At 38.6% G+C, this 19015-nt stretch carries 16 protein-coding genes; 10 read left to right on the top strand and 6 right to left on the bottom strand.

What is annotated here, in order from left to right:
• Positions 1-27 precede the first annotated feature (27 nt).
• From NQ782_RS07945 to NQ782_RS07910, 8 genes are all read left to right on the top strand, one after another.
• Positions 28-1461, top strand: coding sequence for a DUF262 domain-containing protein (locus NQ782_RS07945; protein ID WP_016654392.1), 1434 nt, complete (start codon positions 28-30; stop codon positions 1459-1461).
• Positions 1451-3469, top strand: coding sequence for a DUF262 domain-containing protein (locus tag NQ782_RS07940; protein ID WP_016654391.1), 2019 nt, complete (start codon positions 1451-1453; stop codon positions 3467-3469). The genes NQ782_RS07945 and NQ782_RS07940 overlap by 11 nt, the downstream gene beginning before the upstream one ends.
• Before the next feature lie 175 nt (positions 3470-3644).
• Positions 3645-5234, top strand: a complete 1590-nt coding sequence (locus NQ782_RS07935; RefSeq protein WP_005129683.1) for a peptide chain release factor 3 — start codon at positions 3645-3647, stop codon at positions 5232-5234.
• 69 nt (positions 5235-5303) lie between these two features.
• Positions 5304-6146 (top strand): hypothetical protein, encoded by an 843-nt coding sequence (locus NQ782_RS07930; RefSeq protein ID WP_001054078.1) that lies wholly within the window; start codon positions 5304-5306, stop codon positions 6144-6146.
• Between the two features lie 87 nt (positions 6147-6233).
• Positions 6234-7175, top strand: coding sequence for an RsiV family protein (locus NQ782_RS07925; protein WP_057094572.1), 942 nt, complete (start codon positions 6234-6236; stop codon positions 7173-7175).
• Positions 7175-7987 carry a TatD family hydrolase gene (locus NQ782_RS07920; protein ID WP_000550007.1) on the top strand — a complete coding sequence of 271 codons (813 nt, stop codon included), beginning with the start codon at positions 7175-7177 and terminating at the stop codon, positions 7985-7987. The genes NQ782_RS07925 and NQ782_RS07920 overlap by 1 nt, the downstream gene beginning before the upstream one ends.
• Before the next feature lie 124 nt (positions 7988-8111).
• A complete protein-coding gene (gene acnA / locus NQ782_RS07915) occupies positions 8112-10868 on the top strand; it encodes an aconitate hydratase AcnA (RefSeq protein WP_057094574.1) in 2757 nt (918 codons plus the stop codon).
• Between the two features lie 334 nt (positions 10869-11202).
• Complete coding sequence (locus tag NQ782_RS07910; protein ID WP_057094576.1) at positions 11203-11964, top strand: ThiF family adenylyltransferase; 762 nt, start codon at positions 11203-11205, stop codon at positions 11962-11964.
• A 62-nt stretch (positions 11965-12026) separates the two neighbouring features.
• Here NQ782_RS07910 and NQ782_RS07905 read toward each other — a convergent pair whose 3' ends face one another.
• A complete protein-coding gene (locus NQ782_RS07905) occupies positions 12027-12149 on the bottom strand; it encodes a hypothetical protein (protein ID WP_086230937.1) in 123 nt (40 codons plus the stop codon).
• Between the two features lie 103 nt (positions 12150-12252).
• Here NQ782_RS07905 and NQ782_RS07900 point away from each other — a divergent pair, with 103 nt between their 5' ends.
• A complete protein-coding gene (locus tag NQ782_RS07900) occupies positions 12253-13146 on the top strand; it encodes a LysR family transcriptional regulator (protein ID WP_057094578.1) in 894 nt (297 codons plus the stop codon).
• Positions 13147-13153: 7 nt separating this feature from the next.
• Here NQ782_RS07900 and NQ782_RS07895 read toward each other — a convergent pair whose 3' ends face one another.
• Both NQ782_RS07895 and dusA read right to left on the bottom strand, forming a co-directional pair.
• Positions 13154-13663, bottom strand: a complete 510-nt coding sequence (locus NQ782_RS07895) for a hypothetical protein (RefSeq protein WP_000587862.1) — start codon at positions 13661-13663, stop codon at positions 13154-13156.
• Between the two features lie 335 nt (positions 13664-13998).
• On the bottom strand, positions 13999-15015 hold the full coding sequence (gene dusA / locus NQ782_RS07890; RefSeq protein WP_000154493.1) for a tRNA dihydrouridine(20/20a) synthase DusA: 1017 nt from the start codon (positions 15013-15015) through the stop codon (positions 13999-14001).
• Positions 15016-15149: 134 nt separating this feature from the next.
• Here dusA and NQ782_RS07885 point away from each other — a divergent pair, with 134 nt between their 5' ends.
• Positions 15150-16298: a tyrosine-type recombinase/integrase gene (locus NQ782_RS07885; RefSeq protein WP_000534868.1), complete on the top strand. Its 1149-nt coding sequence runs from the start codon at positions 15150-15152 to the stop codon at positions 16296-16298.
• On the opposite strand, the gene NQ782_RS07880 is transcribed toward NQ782_RS07885, so the two are convergent.
• From NQ782_RS07880 to NQ782_RS07870, 3 genes are read right to left on the bottom strand one after another with little or no spacing between them, the layout of a single operon-like run.
• The gene (locus tag NQ782_RS07880; protein WP_000538009.1) at positions 16282-16554 is read right to left on the bottom strand and encodes a pyocin activator PrtN family protein; all 273 of its coding nucleotides are present in this window, start codon (positions 16552-16554) and stop codon (positions 16282-16284) included. The two genes, NQ782_RS07885 and NQ782_RS07880, sit on opposite strands and share 17 nt — an antisense overlap.
• An 18-nt stretch (positions 16555-16572) precedes the next feature.
• Complete coding sequence (locus NQ782_RS07875; protein ID WP_000170388.1) at positions 16573-17553, bottom strand: hypothetical protein; 981 nt, start codon at positions 17551-17553, stop codon at positions 16573-16575.
• 1 nt (position 17554) lies between these two features.
• Entirely contained in the window at positions 17555-18796 is a 1242-nt protein-coding gene (locus tag NQ782_RS07870) for an inovirus-type Gp2 protein (protein ID WP_000838837.1), read from the bottom strand.
• Between the last annotated feature and the right edge of the window lie 219 nt (positions 18797-19015).

Here is a 19015-nt window from a genome sequence, read left to right as displayed (position 1 = left end):
AAAATTTTATTTTTAGGATAATTTTTTATGACTCAGCATCAAGTTGATCAATTTAAGACAGGGATTTGGTCAGTAAAAAAATTGCTATTAAGTTTAGATCAACTGAGTATTCCTGATTACCAACGTCCGTACAAGTGGACTGAAAAAAATTTAAATGCTCTCGTCAATGATATACAAGAACATAAAGATAAATCTGCATATCGATTGGGTACTATCGTATTACACCACGATAAAAATAATACGAGCCTTAAAAATATAAATATTGTGGATGGACAACAACGAACTTTAACTTTAATGCTGCTTGTTTGGGCGATTATTCAGAAGCCAGAATTAGATTTAGAACGAGAGGATCTGAAAACAGCTTTGAATGAAATATCGAATCAAATTAATGTCTTTATGGGTGTGCAAGAATTTAATAGTGATATTAGCCATTACAATATTTATCAGAACTTTAATGCCGCTAAACGGATCGTTTCAGTAAACTTTTCGGAACAAGATATTGATTTTTTATTAAATAATTGTCAGGTTGCGGTTTTTATTTTAGATGATGTTTCAGAGGCATTTCAGTTTTTTGATTCACAAAATGCACGTGGTCGTGATTTAGAACCGCATGATCTTTTAAAAGCTTATCATCTACGAGAATTTTCTGCACAGGAGCAATATTTAAAAGCCCAAACTGTTGCTCATTGGGAAAGTTTAGACTCGGCTCATTTGGCAAAGTTATTTTCGAACTATCTATTCCGTATCCGTCTTTGGTCAAGAGGAAAGTCCGCAAGATTTTTCAATAAAGATCATGTGCATCTTTTTAAAGGTATTCATCTTGGGCAATCAGACCATCATCCATATTTAGAACCATTACGCATAGCGCATTATTTTATTGATGACTATAACGCACAGTATCAACGGCAAATAGATCGACAAGAAATGAATTTTCCGTTTCAGCTTGATCAAATGATCATAAACGGTCGTCGATTTTTTGAAATGGTTGAGCACTATGAAAAACAGATCAGTAAAGTGGTGGATCATCAAGATCAGTCTGAGAAGATTTCTATATTTGGTGCGACACTACAGGATCGAGCGAATAGAATTATCAAAATATTGAATTCATATGATGCAAGAAATAGGGATGGGGATCGTTATGTGCGAACCTTGTTTGATTCTGCATTGATTTTTTATATCGATAAATTTGCTACTGATCGGTTATCAGAAGCGATTGAAAAGATTTTTATTTGGGCATATCGCTGTCGTATTAGTCAATATTCGGTGCAATTGGCAACGATAGATAATTATGTCCTAGAAAAGAACATATTCAGTTTACTGAAATATGCTCAATCACCCAGTGAGTTAATGGGATGGTCGCTTCCGATAGTCGATAAACAAGAAGGCACTAAAGTTGAGCCTTTGATCACTTTATTTAAAGAACTAAATTATCTCAAACAGGAAGATCAGAATGACAAATGAGTCAATCCAAGCGCTTAAGGTTCAGGCCCTGTTCGAGAGTAAACAGACTTATATTATCCCGATGTATCAGCGTAATTATGCTTGGGGTGAGAAAGAAATTGATCAGTTAATTTTAGATATTCAAGATTATCAAAAGCAACCTGAACAGTTAAATCAAGGGCAGACTCAAGGAAGTAAAAAATATTATATTGGAACATTGGTTGTTTTTGAGCGTAGCGATGGCACTTATGAAATTATCGATGGTCAGCAACGATTTACCACTTTAACCTTGTTAGCGATTTGCCTGAAACGATTATCCAAAGAAGAAAAAGTTGTTCTTGATATGTCTTGGTTTAATCAATTCAATCTTGATTTTGAAAGTCGTCCAAAGTCTTCTTTAACGTTTCAGGCTTTACTTAGAGGCGATCATCTACAACATTTAAAATCATCCGAATATAACGCCGATTTAGTTCAGGGGTTTGTGTTGCTACAACGAGCAATCGAAAAAATCATCAATCAAGGCGGTTTGAGTGTTTTTTGCAAATATTTATTTGAAAATGTAGTCATCACACAAGTTTTAGTTCCGAAAGATACTGATCTCAATCATTATTTTGAGGTTATGAATAACCGTGGTGAACAATTAGAAAAGCATGAAATTTTAAAAGCGAGATTGATGAGCGTATTGAATCAAATCAAAGATGAAGCAGATAAAACATCAAGCATGACACTATTTACGAGTATTTGGAACGCGACTGCCAATATGGAGCGTTACGTTCAATATGGTTTTTCTACAATATATCGTGATGTGATTTTTGGAAAGGATTGGGGTGATTTTGTTCCTGAAAATGCTTCTAGCTTGCTCGAAATTTTTAGCAGAAATGTAGAATCAAAAGAACAAACAAGTTCGAAAAGCAATTTTAAATCTATTTCTGAAATGTTAAAACGAGTGCCTGAGCGTATTAAAAATAAAGATACAAAAGAAGAAAAGCCTGAACGATTCAACAGTATTATCAATTTTCCGAATTTCTTGTTACAGGTTTTACAAATTTGGCTAAGTCAAACGAACCGTAATGAAAAAGTGGCATTGGATGATAAGCAACTGATTGATCAATTTGAAAAATATATTCTGTTAAAAGGACAGGGAAACCAAGAGCATGAAAGGGTTATTGAGAATGTAAAAGGTTTTATGTTTACCCTGCTGAAGTGCAAATTTATATTTGATCAATACATAGTTAAGCGGGATTATTCTACGGATCATGATGATTGGAGTATAAAGCGGCTTAAACGATATAAAGATAGTAGTTCGTATGTGAATACATTGGATGGAGATAGTTCTGAAATTACCCAAAAAATTCTATTATTGATGACAGCATTTCATGTTTCCACGCCTACCTTGTCTTATAAGTATTGGTTAAATGGTGTGCTGTATTGGCTTTATCAAAATACAGATAAATCTGAGTCTGACTATTTTAATGCATTACAACATTTAGCGAGAAAGTTTATTTTTCAGCGGTATCTAAATGAAAAACAGATTGATTATTTTGATTTGATTTATGGCAATCAGACAATTGATGATTTTAAAATTGATCAATCCAAACTAAGCTTTGGCAATATTGAAAATAATTTTGTCTTTAACTATTTGGATTTCTTGATTTATTGTGATGCAGAAAATAGCAATGATAAGGTAATCAAAAACTTTAAATTTACGCAACGGAGTTCGGTTGAGCATTTTTATGCACAACAGATAGAGGGAGAGCGTGATAAATTAGATCATGAAAATTTACATCGCTTTGGGAACTTGTGTCTCATTAGTTCAAGTAAAAATTCAAGCATAGGGAATCGCTTGCCAAGTGCTAAACGTGATTATTTTATGCCTGAGATAAGGAAGGGTAAAATTGATACCCTTAAATTGTATTTGATGATTCAAACGCTTGAAGAAGAAAAAGTTTGGAAAAAAGAACAAATCCTAGATCACGAGAAAAAGATGCTTGATTTGTTTGAGTTAGATTACCAAGACTTTGTGAAATGAGTGTTGGTGAATCTATTCAATAATTTGAATTGTGGATAAATCAAGACATATCCGCAATCAGTAAAATCCTATTCAAATCTGCTACAATTACGCCAATTTTGAATCCCCACTTTTTCAGTTTTAGTACATATTTAGAAATGTGTACATAACTGTGTACATATTGTAGATTTTTCTCATGTTTAAAGATCAATTAGCTAGAGAGGTAAAGGCTCGTAGAACCTTTGCTATTATTTCCCACCCCGATGCCGGTAAAACCACCATGACAGAAAAACTGTTGTTATGGGGTAAAGCGATTCAGGTTGCAGGGATGGTAAAAAGCCGTAAATCTGATCGTGCAGCTACATCTGACTGGATGGAAATGGAAAAAGAACGTGGTATTTCGATCACCACGTCTGTTATGCAGTTCCCATATAAAGGTCACACGATTAACTTACTCGATACACCGGGGCACGAAGACTTTTCGGAAGATACTTATCGTACCCTTACTGCTGTTGATTCTGCACTGATGGTGATTGACGGTGCAAAAGGTGTCGAAGAACGTACCATCAAATTGATGGAAGTGTGTCGTATGCGTGACACACCAATTATTTCATTCGTCAACAAAATGGACCGTGAAATTCGTGAGCCACTTGAGTTGTTAGATGAAATTGAAAATGTCTTAAACATTCGCTGTGTACCAATTACATGGCCACTTGGTATGGGTCGTGACTTTGCTGGTGTATACAATATTCTTGAAGATAAATTGTATGTCTACAAAGCAGGTTTTGGTTCAACCATTACCGATATTGAAGTACGTGATGGCTATAATCACGCCGATATTCGTGAAAAAGTTGGTGAGTTAGCTTGGGCTTCTTTTGAAGAGTCACTTGAGCTTGTACAAATGGCAAATGAGCCATTAGATCGTGAACTTTTCTTACAAGGTAAACAAACACCTGTTTTATTTGGTACAGCATTAGGTAACTTTGGTGTTGACCACGTTCTCGATGCATTTATGAACTGGGCACCTGAACCTAAAGCGCATCCAACGCAAGAACGTGTGGTTGAAGCGAAAGAAGAAGGTTTCTCTGGCTTTGTATTTAAAATTCAAGCCAACATGGACCCTAAACACCGTGACCGTATTGCCTTCATGCGTATTTGTTCAGGTAAATACGAGAAAGGCCTAAAAATGAATCACGTACGTATTGGTAAAGAAGTTCGTATTAGTGATGCGTTGACTTTCCTTGCAGGCGAGCGTGAGCACTTAGAAGAAGCATGGCCGGGCGATATTATTGGTTTACACAACCACGGTACAATCCAGATTGGTGATACTTTCACTAGCGGTGAAAACTTGCACTTCACAGGTATTCCTCACTTCGCGCCGGAAATGTTCCGCCGTGTACGTTTGAAAGACCCATTAAAGTCAAAACAGTTGCAAAAAGGTTTGAAAGAGTTGTCTGAAGAAGGTGCAACTCAGGTATTTATGCCACAAATTAGCAATGATTTGATCGTGGGAGCTGTGGGTGTACTTCAGTTCGACGTTGTTGCTTACCGCTTGAAAGAAGAATATAAAGTTGACTGTGTTTATGAGCCAGTAAGTGTAAATACGGTACGCTGGATTCATTGTGATGATGAAAAGATTCTTAACGAGTTTAAGAAAAAGGCACATGACCAACTTTCTATTGATGGTGGCGGACACTTAACGTATCTTGCGCCAAGCCGAGTGAACTTGCAGATTATGCAAGAGCGTTGGCCTGATATCGAGTTCCGTAGCACACGTGAACACTAATCATGTAAATGTGACAAACAGCTTCGAATAGAAGCTGTTTTGTTTTGAAAAATAAGAAAGGATGATGAAATGAACTTGAGTAAAAAGACAATTATTGCGCTTGTGGTTGCAGCCATAGCTCTAATTTTGGCTATTTGTGTATTTGTCTGGAAAAAGCCTCAGTCTTCATCATCTTCTCAAGAAAATTCAGCTTCTACTCAAGACCATCCGGTTGAGAAAGCAGAGGTTTTACCTTATTTAAATTTGACCGAAACCAAAGCAAATTATGCAGTGCCGTTTTGTGAAAAGAAAAATTGTATTGATGTCGATATTCAAACCATAAAAACTCAAGATGCGTGGTTAAATAGCTGGATTGAAAAAAATCAGGCGAAAGTTATTCAGGCTCAAATTAATTTGAAAAAAGATTTAAGCCTTCAACAAGCGATTAATGCTTACGTGAAAAAGTCGGATGAATGGCAAGATAAGTATTCTAAAAATCGTGCTTATGAGTTACACATTCGTACACGCATTGCCTCGCAGCGTAACCAGTATGTGTTATTGCAATTGGCTTTAGACAGTAAACAAGAAGAAATCACCATAAAAGATCGTTATTATTTTTTTGTGGCTGATCGTAAACTTCATAAAAACTTAACGTTGCTTGATGTGCTTAAAAAAGACCAGCAACCGACAGTACATCAAATTGTTCAAACTGCGTACCAGGACTGGTTGAAAAAGCAAACTGCCGATGTCAAAAAACAGGCCCCAAAAACTTTATATTGGGGACAAGCTGACTGGTTCTTTGATGGTGAAGGGGTAGGTTTGCACTATCAGGCAAATCAGATTACGAAAGATGCGCCTCAACTTGATATTTATTTAACAACAGAACAAACGAAAAAAATATTGCAACCTCAGGTTTATGAACAAATGTTTTAAGTTGGTAGCAGAATTTGCAACCTACTTGTAGATGCGCTAACTTCATATGAGTTATGCATAATCTTCTCAGAATAAAGGCAAAATATGATGTTAACTTCTAAGGCTTCGCTACGTTTAACGCTACTTGCTTCTGCGATATTTTTGGTGGCATGTCAGCCTAAAAGTGATCCTAAAGAGTCGGAAGATCAGCAAAAACCGGCTGTGGTTGAACAAAAGCCTGTAGAACTGACTTTGAAAGGGGAAACAGTTCCAAGTAAAGTGACTTTACCGGATTGTGATGGTAAAACTTGTCCTGAATTTACGGTAGAACGCCTACAAAGTAATTTCCCTTTTATTGATAAGATTATTGATCAACAAGTTTTAAAAGCACTCGGTCAGATTCTTGAAATTGCAGAACCTGATGCAAAAGCAGCACAAGCTGATAAGAAGACAGAAGCTTCAACAGCTGCCGCTACAGAGCAACAAGATAGTTTCGATGCTCAGGTTCAGCGCTATGCAAATTCATTTATTGATTTGGACAATGAGTTAAAGGCTCTAAGTAGTAATCACCAGATTAATCTGTTGGTGAAACCTAAAATCATACAGTCTCAAGGTAAAGTCGTAACTGTTGTTGTAAATAGTAGTAGCTATTTAGGCGGGGCACATGGCTCGGCAGCGCAGCAATATTATAATTTTGACTTAAAGAAAGAAAAGCAGGTCAAACTTGAAGACTTATTACGTCCAGAGAAAAAAGCGGCTTTAGAAAAATTAGCACATGAAGCATTTAAAGCTTGGGTGACAGACTCAAAACTTGCAAATAGTGTGAGTGAATATGAGCAAGCTTGGCCGTTTAAACTCACAGAAAATTTCCTGTTAGGTGACCAAGGCTTGATTCTTCAATATGGCGAATATGAAATTGGACCTTATGTGGTCGGACTACCTCGTTTAGTCATTCCATATGACCAATTACAAGATGTATTGAAAGAAGAATATTTGCCGCAGCCTAAAGCCAAACCAGCTTCGACACCTGCCGTAAAAAGTACCAACTAATGCATCTGTTTGATACTCACACCCATTTTGATGTTGCCGATTTTGATGAAGATCGGCAGCAATTAGCACTTGAAGCTAAAAAAGTGGGTGTGGATGCTCTGGTGTTAATAGGCTTTTTACAGTCACGTTTTGATGAGTTGGTACACACTCATCATCAGCTCAAGCAGTGGGAGAATGTACCTACTTCTTATTTAGCGCCGGGGTTGCATCCGTTTTATATTGAGCAGCACAGACCAGAGCATCTTTCTCATCTTGAACAGACTTTGCAGCAAGAAGACTGCATCGCAGTAGGAGAAATCGGCTTAGATACCTTCTTAAAGGAACACAAGCAGCCCGATATATATGCCAAGCAAAAACAGTATTTTGCTGATCAGTTAGATCTGGCAACTCAATACCAAAAACCAGTGTTGCTTCATATACGAAAAGCACATGGTGATGTGCTCGCACTATTAAAAGCGCATAAGTTTAAACTCGGTGGCATTGCTCATGCCTTTAGTGGCGGAGTAGAGGAGGCAAAAGGCCTGATTAAGCTTGGTTTTAAAATTGGTGTGACGGGACAAATCACGAACCCCAATGCGAAAAAGCTTCATACGGTTGTGCAGGCTATAGGTGCTGAGCATTTAGTGATTGAAACAGACTGTCCTGATATGACGCCACTTTGCTGCCAAACTTCAACTGAGCAGCGTACTCGAAATACGCCTGTGAATTTACCTTATGTACTAAAAAGTTTAGCTGAAAATTTAAATATGGCAGAGTCAGAATTAGCAGATTTGCTGTGGAAAAACTCTTTATCTGCTTTGAAATTATCGTAATAAAAATCAAAGATTAGAAATAGTAACTAAAACAAAACACAGCGATTAAAAAAGAAGCTTAAAGTAAGAAAACAACATGTAAAAACGTGAAAAATAACATTGCCAGACATGGGAGGATAACCCAATGGCTAAGTATAGCAATATCAATAGTTTTAATGCTTTACAGACGCTAACAGTAGGTTCCAGCAATTATCAGATTTTTAGCTTAACCCAAGCCGAGAAAAAGCTAGGTGACATTGCCAAACTGCCGAAATCATTAAAAGTACTGTTGGAAAACTTATTACGGTTTGAAGATCAGCACAGTGTTAAAACAGAACACATTTATGCTTTAGCTGAGTGGCTAAAAACCCGTACCTCAGATCAAGAAATTCAATATCGACCTGCACGGGTTTTAATGCAAGATTTTACCGGCGTTCCGGCAGTCGTTGACTTGGCCGCAATGCGTGCTGCAATGGCTGAAGCGGGGGGTGACCCTGAAAAAATTAATCCGTTATCACCTGTAGATCTGGTTATTGACCACTCTGTGATGGTAGACCATTTTGCCGATGATCAGGCTTTTGAAGAAAACGTTCAAATTGAAATGCAGCGAAATGGCGAGCGATATCAATTTTTGCGTTGGGGACAATCTGCATTTAATAACTTTAGTGTCGTGCCACCGGGTACTGGTATTTGCCATCAGGTCAATTTAGAGTATTTGGCTCAAGCAGTGTGGTTAGGTGAAGACAACGGACAGACCTTTGCTTTCCCTGACACCTTAGTGGGTACAGATTCACATACCACCATGATTAATGGTCTAGGGGTATTAGGTTGGGGCGTTGGGGGTATTGAAGCAGAAGCTGCCATGTTAGGCCAACCTATTTCTATGCTCATTCCTGAGGTGATCGGTTTTAAACTGACTGGCAAATTACAAGAAGGGATTACGGCAACTGACTTAGTGCTGACCATTACTCAAATGCTTCGCCAAAAAGGTGTGGTAGGTAAATTTGTAGAATTCTATGGCGATGGCTTAGCCGATTTACCACTTGCTGACCGTGCAACCATTGCCAATATGGCGCCTGAATATGGTGCAACTTGTGGTTTCTTCCCAATTGATGAAGTGACTTTGGGTTATTTGAAATTAACAGGTCGTCAAAGTGACCGTATTGCAGTGGTGGAAGCATATAGCAAGGCGCAAGGTTTATGGCGTAATGCGGGTGATGAACCTGTGTTTACAGATACTTTAAGTTTAGATATGAGTACGGTTCAGGCAAGTTTGGCAGGTCCAAAACGCCCTCAAGACCGTGTGCTTTTATCGGAAGTACCTAAAACGTTTAATGCGCTCATGGAATTAACCCTTAAGCCAGCCAAAGAAGCGAAAGAACGTTTAGAAAATGAAGGCGGTGGCGGTACGGCTGTAGAAGCGACCAAAGCCAATATTCAGCATGAAAGCCCATCTTGTGTGATTGAAGGGCAAGAATATCCGTTGAATCATGGTGATGTCGTCATCTCAGCAATTACTTCATGTACCAATACTTCTAACCCAAGTGTCATGTTGGCAGCTGGTTTACTTGCTAAAAAAGCCATTGAAAAAGGCTTGCAGCGTAAACCGTGGGTAAAAAGTTCACTTGCGCCTGGTTCTAAAGTCGTGACCGACTATTTATTGGCGGCTGGGCTTACGCCGTATTTAGATGAGTTGGGCTATAACTTGGTTGGTTATGGTTGTACAACGTGTATTGGTAACTCAGGTCCTTTACCTGAACCAATTGAAGATGCAATTCAGTGTCATGATCTAAACGTGGCATCTGTACTTTCGGGTAACCGTAACTTTGAAGGGCGTGTGCATCCATTAGTTAAAACCAACTGGCTTGCCTCACCACCACTTGTGGTTGCCTATGGTTTAGTTGGGAATATCCGTACCGATTTAACGACTCAACCAATCGGGCAAGGTAAAGATGGGCAACCTGTTTACTTAAAAGATATCTGGCCAAGTCAGGCAGAAATTGATGCCGTTTTACAAAAAGTAAATACCGACATGTTCCACAAAGAATATGCTGCGGTGTTTGATGGTGATGAAAGCTGGCAAGCGATTCAGATTCCAAAAAGTAAAACTTACGAATGGGCTGATGACTCGACTTATATTCGCCATCCGCCGTTCTTTGAAGGTATTGGTGAGCCACCAAAACCAATCAAGAATATTGAACAGGCACGTATTTTGGCAGTGCTTGGTGACTCGGTAACAACCGACCATATTTCACCAGCGGGTAATATCAAAAAAGACAGTCCGGCAGGTCGATATTTACAAGAGCAAGGTGTTGAGCCAAAAGACTTCAACTCTTATGGTTCACGACGTGGTAACCATGAAGTCATGATGCGAGGCACCTTTGCCAACATTCGTATTAAAAACGAAATGCTCGGCGGTGAAGAAGGCGGTAATACCATACATGTGCCAAGTGGTGAGAAGCTTGCCATTTATGATGCGGCAATGCGTTACCAACAAGAACATACACCGCTTGTGATTATTGCTGGTAAAGAATACGGAACAGGTTCTTCACGTGACTGGGCTGCCAAAGGAACGAACTTGTTAGGTGTAAAAGCTGTCATTGCTGAAAGTTTTGAACGTATTCACCGTTCAAACTTGGTGGGTATGGGCGTGTTGCCATTACAGTTTGTTGATGGCCAAACCAGACAGTCCCTCAACTTAACGGGTCATGAAGTCATTTCGATTCGTGGTTTATCGGATGGTATTCAGCCTCATGAAATTCTTGAGGTTGATGTGAAAGGGCCAAATGGAGTAGCTAGTCATTTTAATGTGTTATGTCGAATTGATACGTTAAATGAGGTTGAGTACTTTAAGGCAGGTGGTATTTTGCATTATGTACTTCGGAATTTGATTGCTTCATAAATCGATAAACTTAGCACAGCCTTATAATGAATGTGTATGAGCTAATGTTGACTATATAGGCGTATCCTTACTTTTTAAGGATAAAAAGTAACAAAAATCCTTTGTCGGGCTGACGGTATATCCTTATACCGCAGCCCAACTGGGCGGCATCCATGCCGCCTGTCATGTTAGTAAATAATGACTTAAATCTTAAATAATATAATTTGATTTATAATGATAAGACTTGTCGTGAACTCAAATATCGCTATCTCAAGTTTTCTTTGATCTGAAATATACTTTCTTCTGAAAAGCAGTAAAATACCTCCCGTGTTTTATATCCCCTCAAAGAGTAGCAATGACTGATCTCCAACAAGATGAATATGACCGCCGTTTTGCAGGTGCAGCCAAAATTTATGGTGATTCATCGTTCCAGCACTATGAACAAAGTCATGTGATGGTGATTGGTATTGGTGGGGTCGGCAGTTGGGCGGTAGAAGCTTTAGCGCGTACAGGTATTGGTGAGATCACATTAGTCGATATGGATGTGGTTGCAGCGTCAAATGTAAACCGTCAGCTACCTGCAATGACCTCAACTCTGGGCTGTGAAAAAGTTGAGATTATGGCGGAGCGTTGTCGTCAAATTAACCCACGCATTAAAGTCAATATTATTGATGACTTCTTAACACCTGAGAATGTCACAGAACTTTTAAATCCTGTACCCGATATTATCTTGGACTGTATTGATGACGTTAAAGCAAAACTGGCTTTAATGCTTCATTGTCGTTTTAATAAAATTCCTTTAATTGTGTCGGGTGGAGCAGGGGGTAAGCTCGATCCACTTAAAATCCGCGTAGCTGATTTATCAAAAACAGAACAAGACCCAATGTTAGCGAAGCTACGTAGTCAACTTCGTGCTCGCGGCATCTGTAAAAAGCCAAAAGAGAAATTTGGCATTACCTGTATTTACTCAATCGATAATCCATTTTCAAGCGCAGATGTCTGCCCATCGGCTGGGTTGCGCTGTGGTGGCTATGGTTCAGCAGTGGTGGTGACTTCAAGCTTTGCCATGATTGCTGTGGCTGAAGTTTTGAAAAAGCTCGATTTAAAGAAAGCCTAATTTAAATATGGAAAAGGCATGCGCTTAGGTGAGGGCATGCCTTTTGTTTTGGGAAAAACTATTTAATCATATAGCTCTATATTGTCTTGTTTGGGATGTATGGGTAATTGCTGATCATAAAATTTAAAGCACCATAAAATTAAAATAACGATGGTGCATATTGCGAAACCTTTTAAGTACTTCATGAAGAATTCAATTAAGTGAATGGTCTTGATTAAAATTCTAGCGAAGGGAATCTATCTAATCTAATATAGAAAATAGACCAAATGATCTAATTTTGAGATGGTAATGCTCACATTAAAACAATTCCAATATTTCATAAAAATTGTTGAAGAAGGGAGTTTTACCGCTGCTTCCGAAAAGCTATTTATTGCCCAGTCTGCTTTAAGTCGACAAATGAAGCTATTAGAAGAAGAAATTGATTTTCAGTTGTTTGATCGTACGGACAAAAGAGCAAGACTCACGCCAGCGGGAGAGGTCTTCTATAAGAAAATAAAAGATAACTTGCTTTATTTAAATGAAATTATTGATCTTTCTAAAAGTGTTTCGGAAGGGAAAAATCGACAGATTAAAATTGCTCATTCCAGCAGTATTGTCGTGGATAATACAAAGGTTCAGATATTAAAAGAAGTTAGCTTAACGCAGCAGTTGAGCTTTGAGATTAATACCTTGTCATCCGAGCAGCAAATCTTAGCGTTATTAAATGGTGAAATTGATATCGGTTTGATCCGCCCACCAGTTCGGCATACTTTAGATGGTATAAATACTTTTAAGTTATATGAAGAGCCTTTAATGGTGGCTGTGCATATTGATCATGCCAAGTTTGCTAAATCAGAAAAGGTTTATTTAAAAGACTTAAAACATGAGTGTTTTGTATCAACGCCTCATGCTGAAAGAGGAGGCTTAAGTTATTTGGTCGCAAATCTGTGTTTAGCCGCAGGATTTACCCCACAAAAAGCCTCCATTCAGTCGCGTAAGATTTCACAGTTACAGCTCGTGGCGGCAAATTTAGGGGTAGGTATTGTTCCTGCGGAGTTTCAACAAATCTTACCTTCCAATGTAAAACTAATACCTTTGGAAGATTCCCTATCTCTTTCGGAAGTTTTACTGGTCTATAGAAAAGGCCATGATGAAATCATTCAGCATTGTGCCGAGCAAATTCATCAAATGTTTCTATCTTAGAAGTGAATTAGCCTAATCTATAGTAAGTATAGGTGACGTTATCATCTTTATAGACGTCATAACTACTTTGTTTAAAGTCCGACACCCATTCGCTTCCTGTGTAACCAGCGATATGACCGTAAATATGGTTGCGGGTTCTGTGAATGATATAAATATCGCCTTCTTGTGGCTCATCAAAGGCTGGATTTATTTCTTTATAGCCAATTTTCTTGAGGGTATCGCCCCAATCAGATGCTGCAATCGGATGGTTTTCAACATCGGCACCAGCAGACTCAAGCGCAATACGGATGCTACGTGCACAACGCGCTTTACTGCGTCTAGAGGTAATACTTTCTAATTTAGCTACGAATTTTTCTACATCAATGGCTGGAGGAGTGTTGGTTTCAGTGGAGTGATTATTGGGTTTCATGGTGAATGGATAAGGGAGGCTTGGTGTGCTGTGGGATACAACAATGGCTGCCTGATTTGAATCCTGATACATATAGTTATCAGCTACTTGTCCGTCATAAATAATCATCGTGAAATCTCTACCCGTACTACCTATATCCGTATTTAGAAAATCACCACCTACCTGTGGCGTTCAGAGATACTAATGGCCCAAACTTAAAAGTTTTGTTTATGTTATGTAATAACGTATCTTTTTACCAGTTTTTATTTCTGGCTATGGAAAAAAGGGCTAATTAAAAGAGCATTTGAAATCATACAAATTAAGTTTTTGATATTATTGAATATAAATAATTAATCAGAGCTTAGTTTTGAATATTTCGAGCCAACATTTGCGAATATACTCAAAATCTAAGTCTCTGATTTAAAATGCCACATTTTCTTACAATTTTAGAAACATGGGCTGGCTTAAAATTGGTGTTCCTTTAAATACTCTTCAGTACGGATAATGGCAGCTTGCATATTATGGATTGCATTCTCGACATCAGTTAAAGTTTTTGCATTTCCACCACTTAGCGCCTGTCGCCATTTGCGAGCGCCCGGTAAATTTTGGAATAAACCTAAAATATGACGCGTAATGATAGAAAGTGGCGCACCCTCAGCTAGACGTTGTTCAATATACGGTAGCATTTGTTCCATAATATCGAAACGATCTGGCGCTTCTAGGTTCCAAAGTTGGCCGAGCTCAGCAAGTAAGTAAGGGTTGTGATAGGCTTCACGGCCAATCATGACGCCGTCAACGTGCTGTAAATGAGCTTGAGTTTCGGCAAAAGTTTTAATACCACCATTAATTTCAATAGTCAGATGCGGGCGTTCTTGCTTTAAACGGTAAACATCTTCATAGCGTAGCGGTGGTACTTCTCGGTTTTCTTTCGGAGACAAACCTTTCAATATCGCAATACGGGCATGTACAACAAAGTGAGTACAACCTGTTGCTGCTACAGTATCTACAAAGTGCAGCATTTCTTCGTAAGACTGCATATCATCAATACCGATACGGTGCTTAACCGTTACTGGAATATTCACCGCTTTTTGCATGCTGTGAATACATTCAGCGACCAAGTCTGGCTCTGCCATTAAACATGCACCGATTTTATTGTTCTGTACACGGTCACTTGGGCAGCCTACATTCAAGTTGACTTCGTCATAACCCCAGTCTTCGGCCATTTTTGTGCAAGTGGCAAGCTCTTGTGGGTTTGAGCCGCCAAGCTGCAATACGATTGGGTGTTCTTGAGCGTTATAGTCCAAATGGCGTTTCGCATCGCCAAATAGAATCGCGCCCGTAGTCACCATTTCTGTATAAAGCACAACGTTCGGGTTAAACAAGCGCGCAAAGAATCGATAATCCTTTGTAGTCCAGTCCATCATTGGGGCTACACTGATTCTTGGAGATTTAATAGTTTCAATGGTTTTATTAATAGTCATTAAAAATCATACCTTTAATCAGTGTTTTGCAATCTGTTTGAATCTGTGGGAACTCATGTTTAGCTGCGTAAATCGGTTTGCATTTACACCAAAATTTACACCATAATAAAAAAAATGGTTCGTGGTGTAAAATTATGGGGTCAATTACTGCCAGAAAAGGTGCAGATGGAAACGTTAGTTACCGCGCTGCTATCCGGATCAATAAAAAAGGCTATCCAGCTTATTCTGAAAGCAAAACATTTCATTCAAAAAAAGTGGCAGAAAACTGGCTTAAAAAAAGAGAAGTCGAGATTCAAGAAAATCCAGATATTTTACTTGGCAAAGAACAACTGATTGACCTAACTTTGTCAGATGCCATAGATAAATACTTGGATGAAGTTGGGAGCGAATACGGAAGGACGAAACGCTATGCTCTACTCTTAATTAAGAAGTTGCCAATCGCGCGCAATATTATCACAAAAATACATTCAACACATTTGGCTGAGCATGTTGCTCTAAGACGGAAAGGTGTGCCGAATCTTGGCTTGGAACCTATTGCAACAAGTACACAGCAGCATGAGCTATTACATATTAGAGGCGTGCTATCTCATGCATCTGTTATGTGGGGTGTAGAGATTGATTTAAGTAACTTTGACAAAGCTACAGCACAGCTTAGAAAAACTCGCCAAATCTCTTCTAGTAAAGTTAGAGATAGGCTTCCCACAAATGAAGATTTAGTTACTTTAACGAAATTTTTTGCTGAACGTTGGAAATTAAATAAATATGGCACTAAGTATCCAATGCATTTAATTATTTGGTTTGCAATTTTTTCATGCAGACGTGAAGCAGAGTTAACACGCTTATGGCTGCAAGATTATGATTCTTACCATTCTGCATGGAAAGTTTATGATTTGAAAAACCCAAATGGTTCAAAAGGCAATCATAAGTCTTTTGAAGTGTTGGAACCATGTAAAAGAATAATTGAACTTTTGTTAGATAATGAAGTTCGAAGCCGTATGCTTCAATTGGGGTATGATAAGCAGCTTTTATTGCCATTGAATCCGAAAACCATAGGAAAAGAGTTTCGTGATGCTTGTAGAATGTTGGGAATTGAGGATTTGCACTTTCATGATTTAAGACATGAAGGTTGTACGAGACTTGCAGAACAAAGTTTTACAATACCTGAAATTCAGAAAGTAAGTTTGCATGATTCTTGGGGTAGCTTACAGCGTTATGTTTCTGTGAAGTCAAGGCGAAATGTAATTCAATTGGAAGAGGTGCTACGCCTCATTGATGAAACGTAGCAAAGTCTTTAGCAGCTTCAGAATACTTTTTGTCTAAAATACCAGCCAAGTCTTGAACGTGTACCAGAAATGGTGCACGTTTGCTTGGATCTATTTTAAAGACCGAGAAAGGAAATTCTTGATTATTTGCCTTTCTCAGCGCTTCCGCCTTACTTAAATGAGGGTAATATTCTTGTACTACCGTCATAAGTTCAACAGTCATAGTGCGATATTTCATGAACAGGTAATCAGCGGTTTTTAACTGAAATACTCCCATTGTGAAATCGCTCCTGAACTAACTAGCTTTAAATTTAGAATACAAAACATCAAAACCAGACTGCGTATCCCAGATTCGAAGGATTGTATCGGTGCCAACTAGATACGTTTTAAGCAACTTAATAAGGTCTTTATACTTTGGATCACCTTTAAAAAAGCGATTGGTTTGCATAAAGCCGTTTAATGCCATAGGCACAGGGTATGCTTTGCAATTAAACAGGCCTTCCAGATTACCTTGTAAGGCAACGAAAGCATTTTCATCAGATAAACCAATAGGATCATCTATGAACTGGCGTTCCAGTAAAAACACCAGTCTAAGTGCTAATTGTCCTTGAGGTGTAAGTTCCCATTTGGAAAAGACGGCAATAACATCATTATTACCGCTTTCATTAAGGAAAACAGCGATCATATCTTTCTTCTGCTGATCTAAATATTGCTTTTTGGAATACGTTGTTGTATTCGCTGAAAGCGTAAATTGCATTGGCAGATTTAGCTCATGTGTCTCGAAGCCAGAATTGTCCTTGATTATAGCCTTCATTGTTGAATCAAATAACTCTTCAATACGAACTTGTTCTGCATCCCAAGCCGATGACTTCTCATTAACCTGTCTAGTATTGAGCGTATATTGATAGCCCGTCATTTTGTTCGAAAAATACTGATCGTCACAGTAAATTCCAACATTGACCATAGGTCCTATTTGTTTAATAAACTGAATAAACAGCTCATTCTCTGGTTTTAGACGAACGGCTAACATCCCATTAGTGACAGGGGAACCTGTCACTAATGGATACATGGACCTAATCAATTCAACAGGTTTACTGAGAGACAACGCTCCATGACTATTTTGAGACTTTTGTTTTGCAAACATGCTCGTGGTTTTTGATTTCCCAAGAGCTTTTGCCGACCTCTCCGAACCAATCAGATCATAAGCATAAGTAGGTTGAATGCTGCATGATAAATGTGTGGCTACATGTAACGCATCTGATGCATATTTAGTCATATTACAGTCCTCCTTCGTGAGCATCATCTGATTGATCAGAGTCTAGAAGGTTAAGCTGTTCAAACTTACGTGAGCGACCAAGCTTTGTATCTGGTACGTCAGGTAATTGGCTTATGCGGAAACTACGAAGTCTCTCCTGAACAGTAAAGGCAAAGTACTGATCATTTTTACAAATGTAGTCAAACGTAGCTTTGAGGTTCTCAAGCATTTCATGGTCGTTATAAGCCAGAATGCCCAAAGCACGATAGCGGTACTCATTCTTTTTCATATTGCAGATAAAAGCAGAACCAAGATTGTTTGTAGCAATCTTCCATTTCTCAGCAATATATTGCCCCCACGTGATGTCTTCACGATGGTCATTGGCATTAAAGAAATAGTAGCAATGGAGGTGTAGACCTTTGGCGGGCGTGTATTCAAGACGCTGGATGTACCCAATCGCATGCTTAAGCTGATTACGTTTAGCGGCTTCATAGAACCGAGCCATAGACTTTTGCATAAACTCAATATCGTGCCCAGCCTGAGCAAAATCAGGGGAAATAGAGCGTTCTTGAAGCTTGGCTGGATCACGTATCAATCCTAGGTCTACTCGAACAACGAGGATTCTAGAATGGATTTTTAGTAGCGTTTCAACAAGCTGAACACAACGCTGTTTAGGACGGCGTCGGTTACTAGCACGACTCGAAAGCTGTTTTCGAATTGAAGCACTTTCCATTTTTGCTGCAAACAGCTTCTGAAATTTAATCAAAGCCGCAACATAGGCTTGAGCTTGTTCAGATGTATAACACTGATTGATCAGAGCAAAGCCATATAGGGTATGTTTTTCTTCATCTGATAGTTCTGAGAAAGTGTCCTGAAAGGCTTGTAATTCAATGCCCATCTTGTAGTTGCTAGAATGAATAGAAACAAAGATTGTCGCAATTTGGTTCTTCAGTAAAGGTGGAATATCCTTGGCATATTCAACACGCAGTTGCTCTTTACCCTTAAAACTTTTAATAGATTTAAGGGTCGCGATTGGACGCTCCTCCACCAAATACTTAATGAGCTCAACACGACTGAGTATTGTTTCAAGTTCGTGGTTTATACTCATTCTGAATATTTCAGTCTTACCGCTTTCTGTCATATGTTCATGAGTTGAAAAATCTTCCTTGAGTTGTTCTAAGAATGCATCTCTATCTGCACCTGAGAATTGTGCGACAGGTGGAAGAATTGGTTTAGCTGAAGTGTTTGTGTTTAAAGATTTCATAATATACCTACATACAAATAATTAATTACGTATTAGGCGTCATGAGGTAAAAGCTCTCCCTATGGACATCGTTTAGAAATGTCCATTAGGGTAGGCGTAGAGTGGGTGTTGACTAATCTATCTGGAGTGTATTCATCTCAAATGGATACACACTTAAATCAATCTAATCCATAAGCAGTATTTGCTAAGGCATACTGCTTATGACAATAAGTATCTAGT

The sequence above is a fragment of the Acinetobacter sp. BD54 genome, assembly GCF_044778325.1.
In the GTDB taxonomy this organism is placed as follows: domain Bacteria; phylum Pseudomonadota; class Gammaproteobacteria; order Pseudomonadales; family Moraxellaceae; genus Acinetobacter; species Acinetobacter baumannii.
Note: the sequence above shows the minus strand (reverse complement) of the source record. Positions and strands in the feature narration are given on the sequence as shown.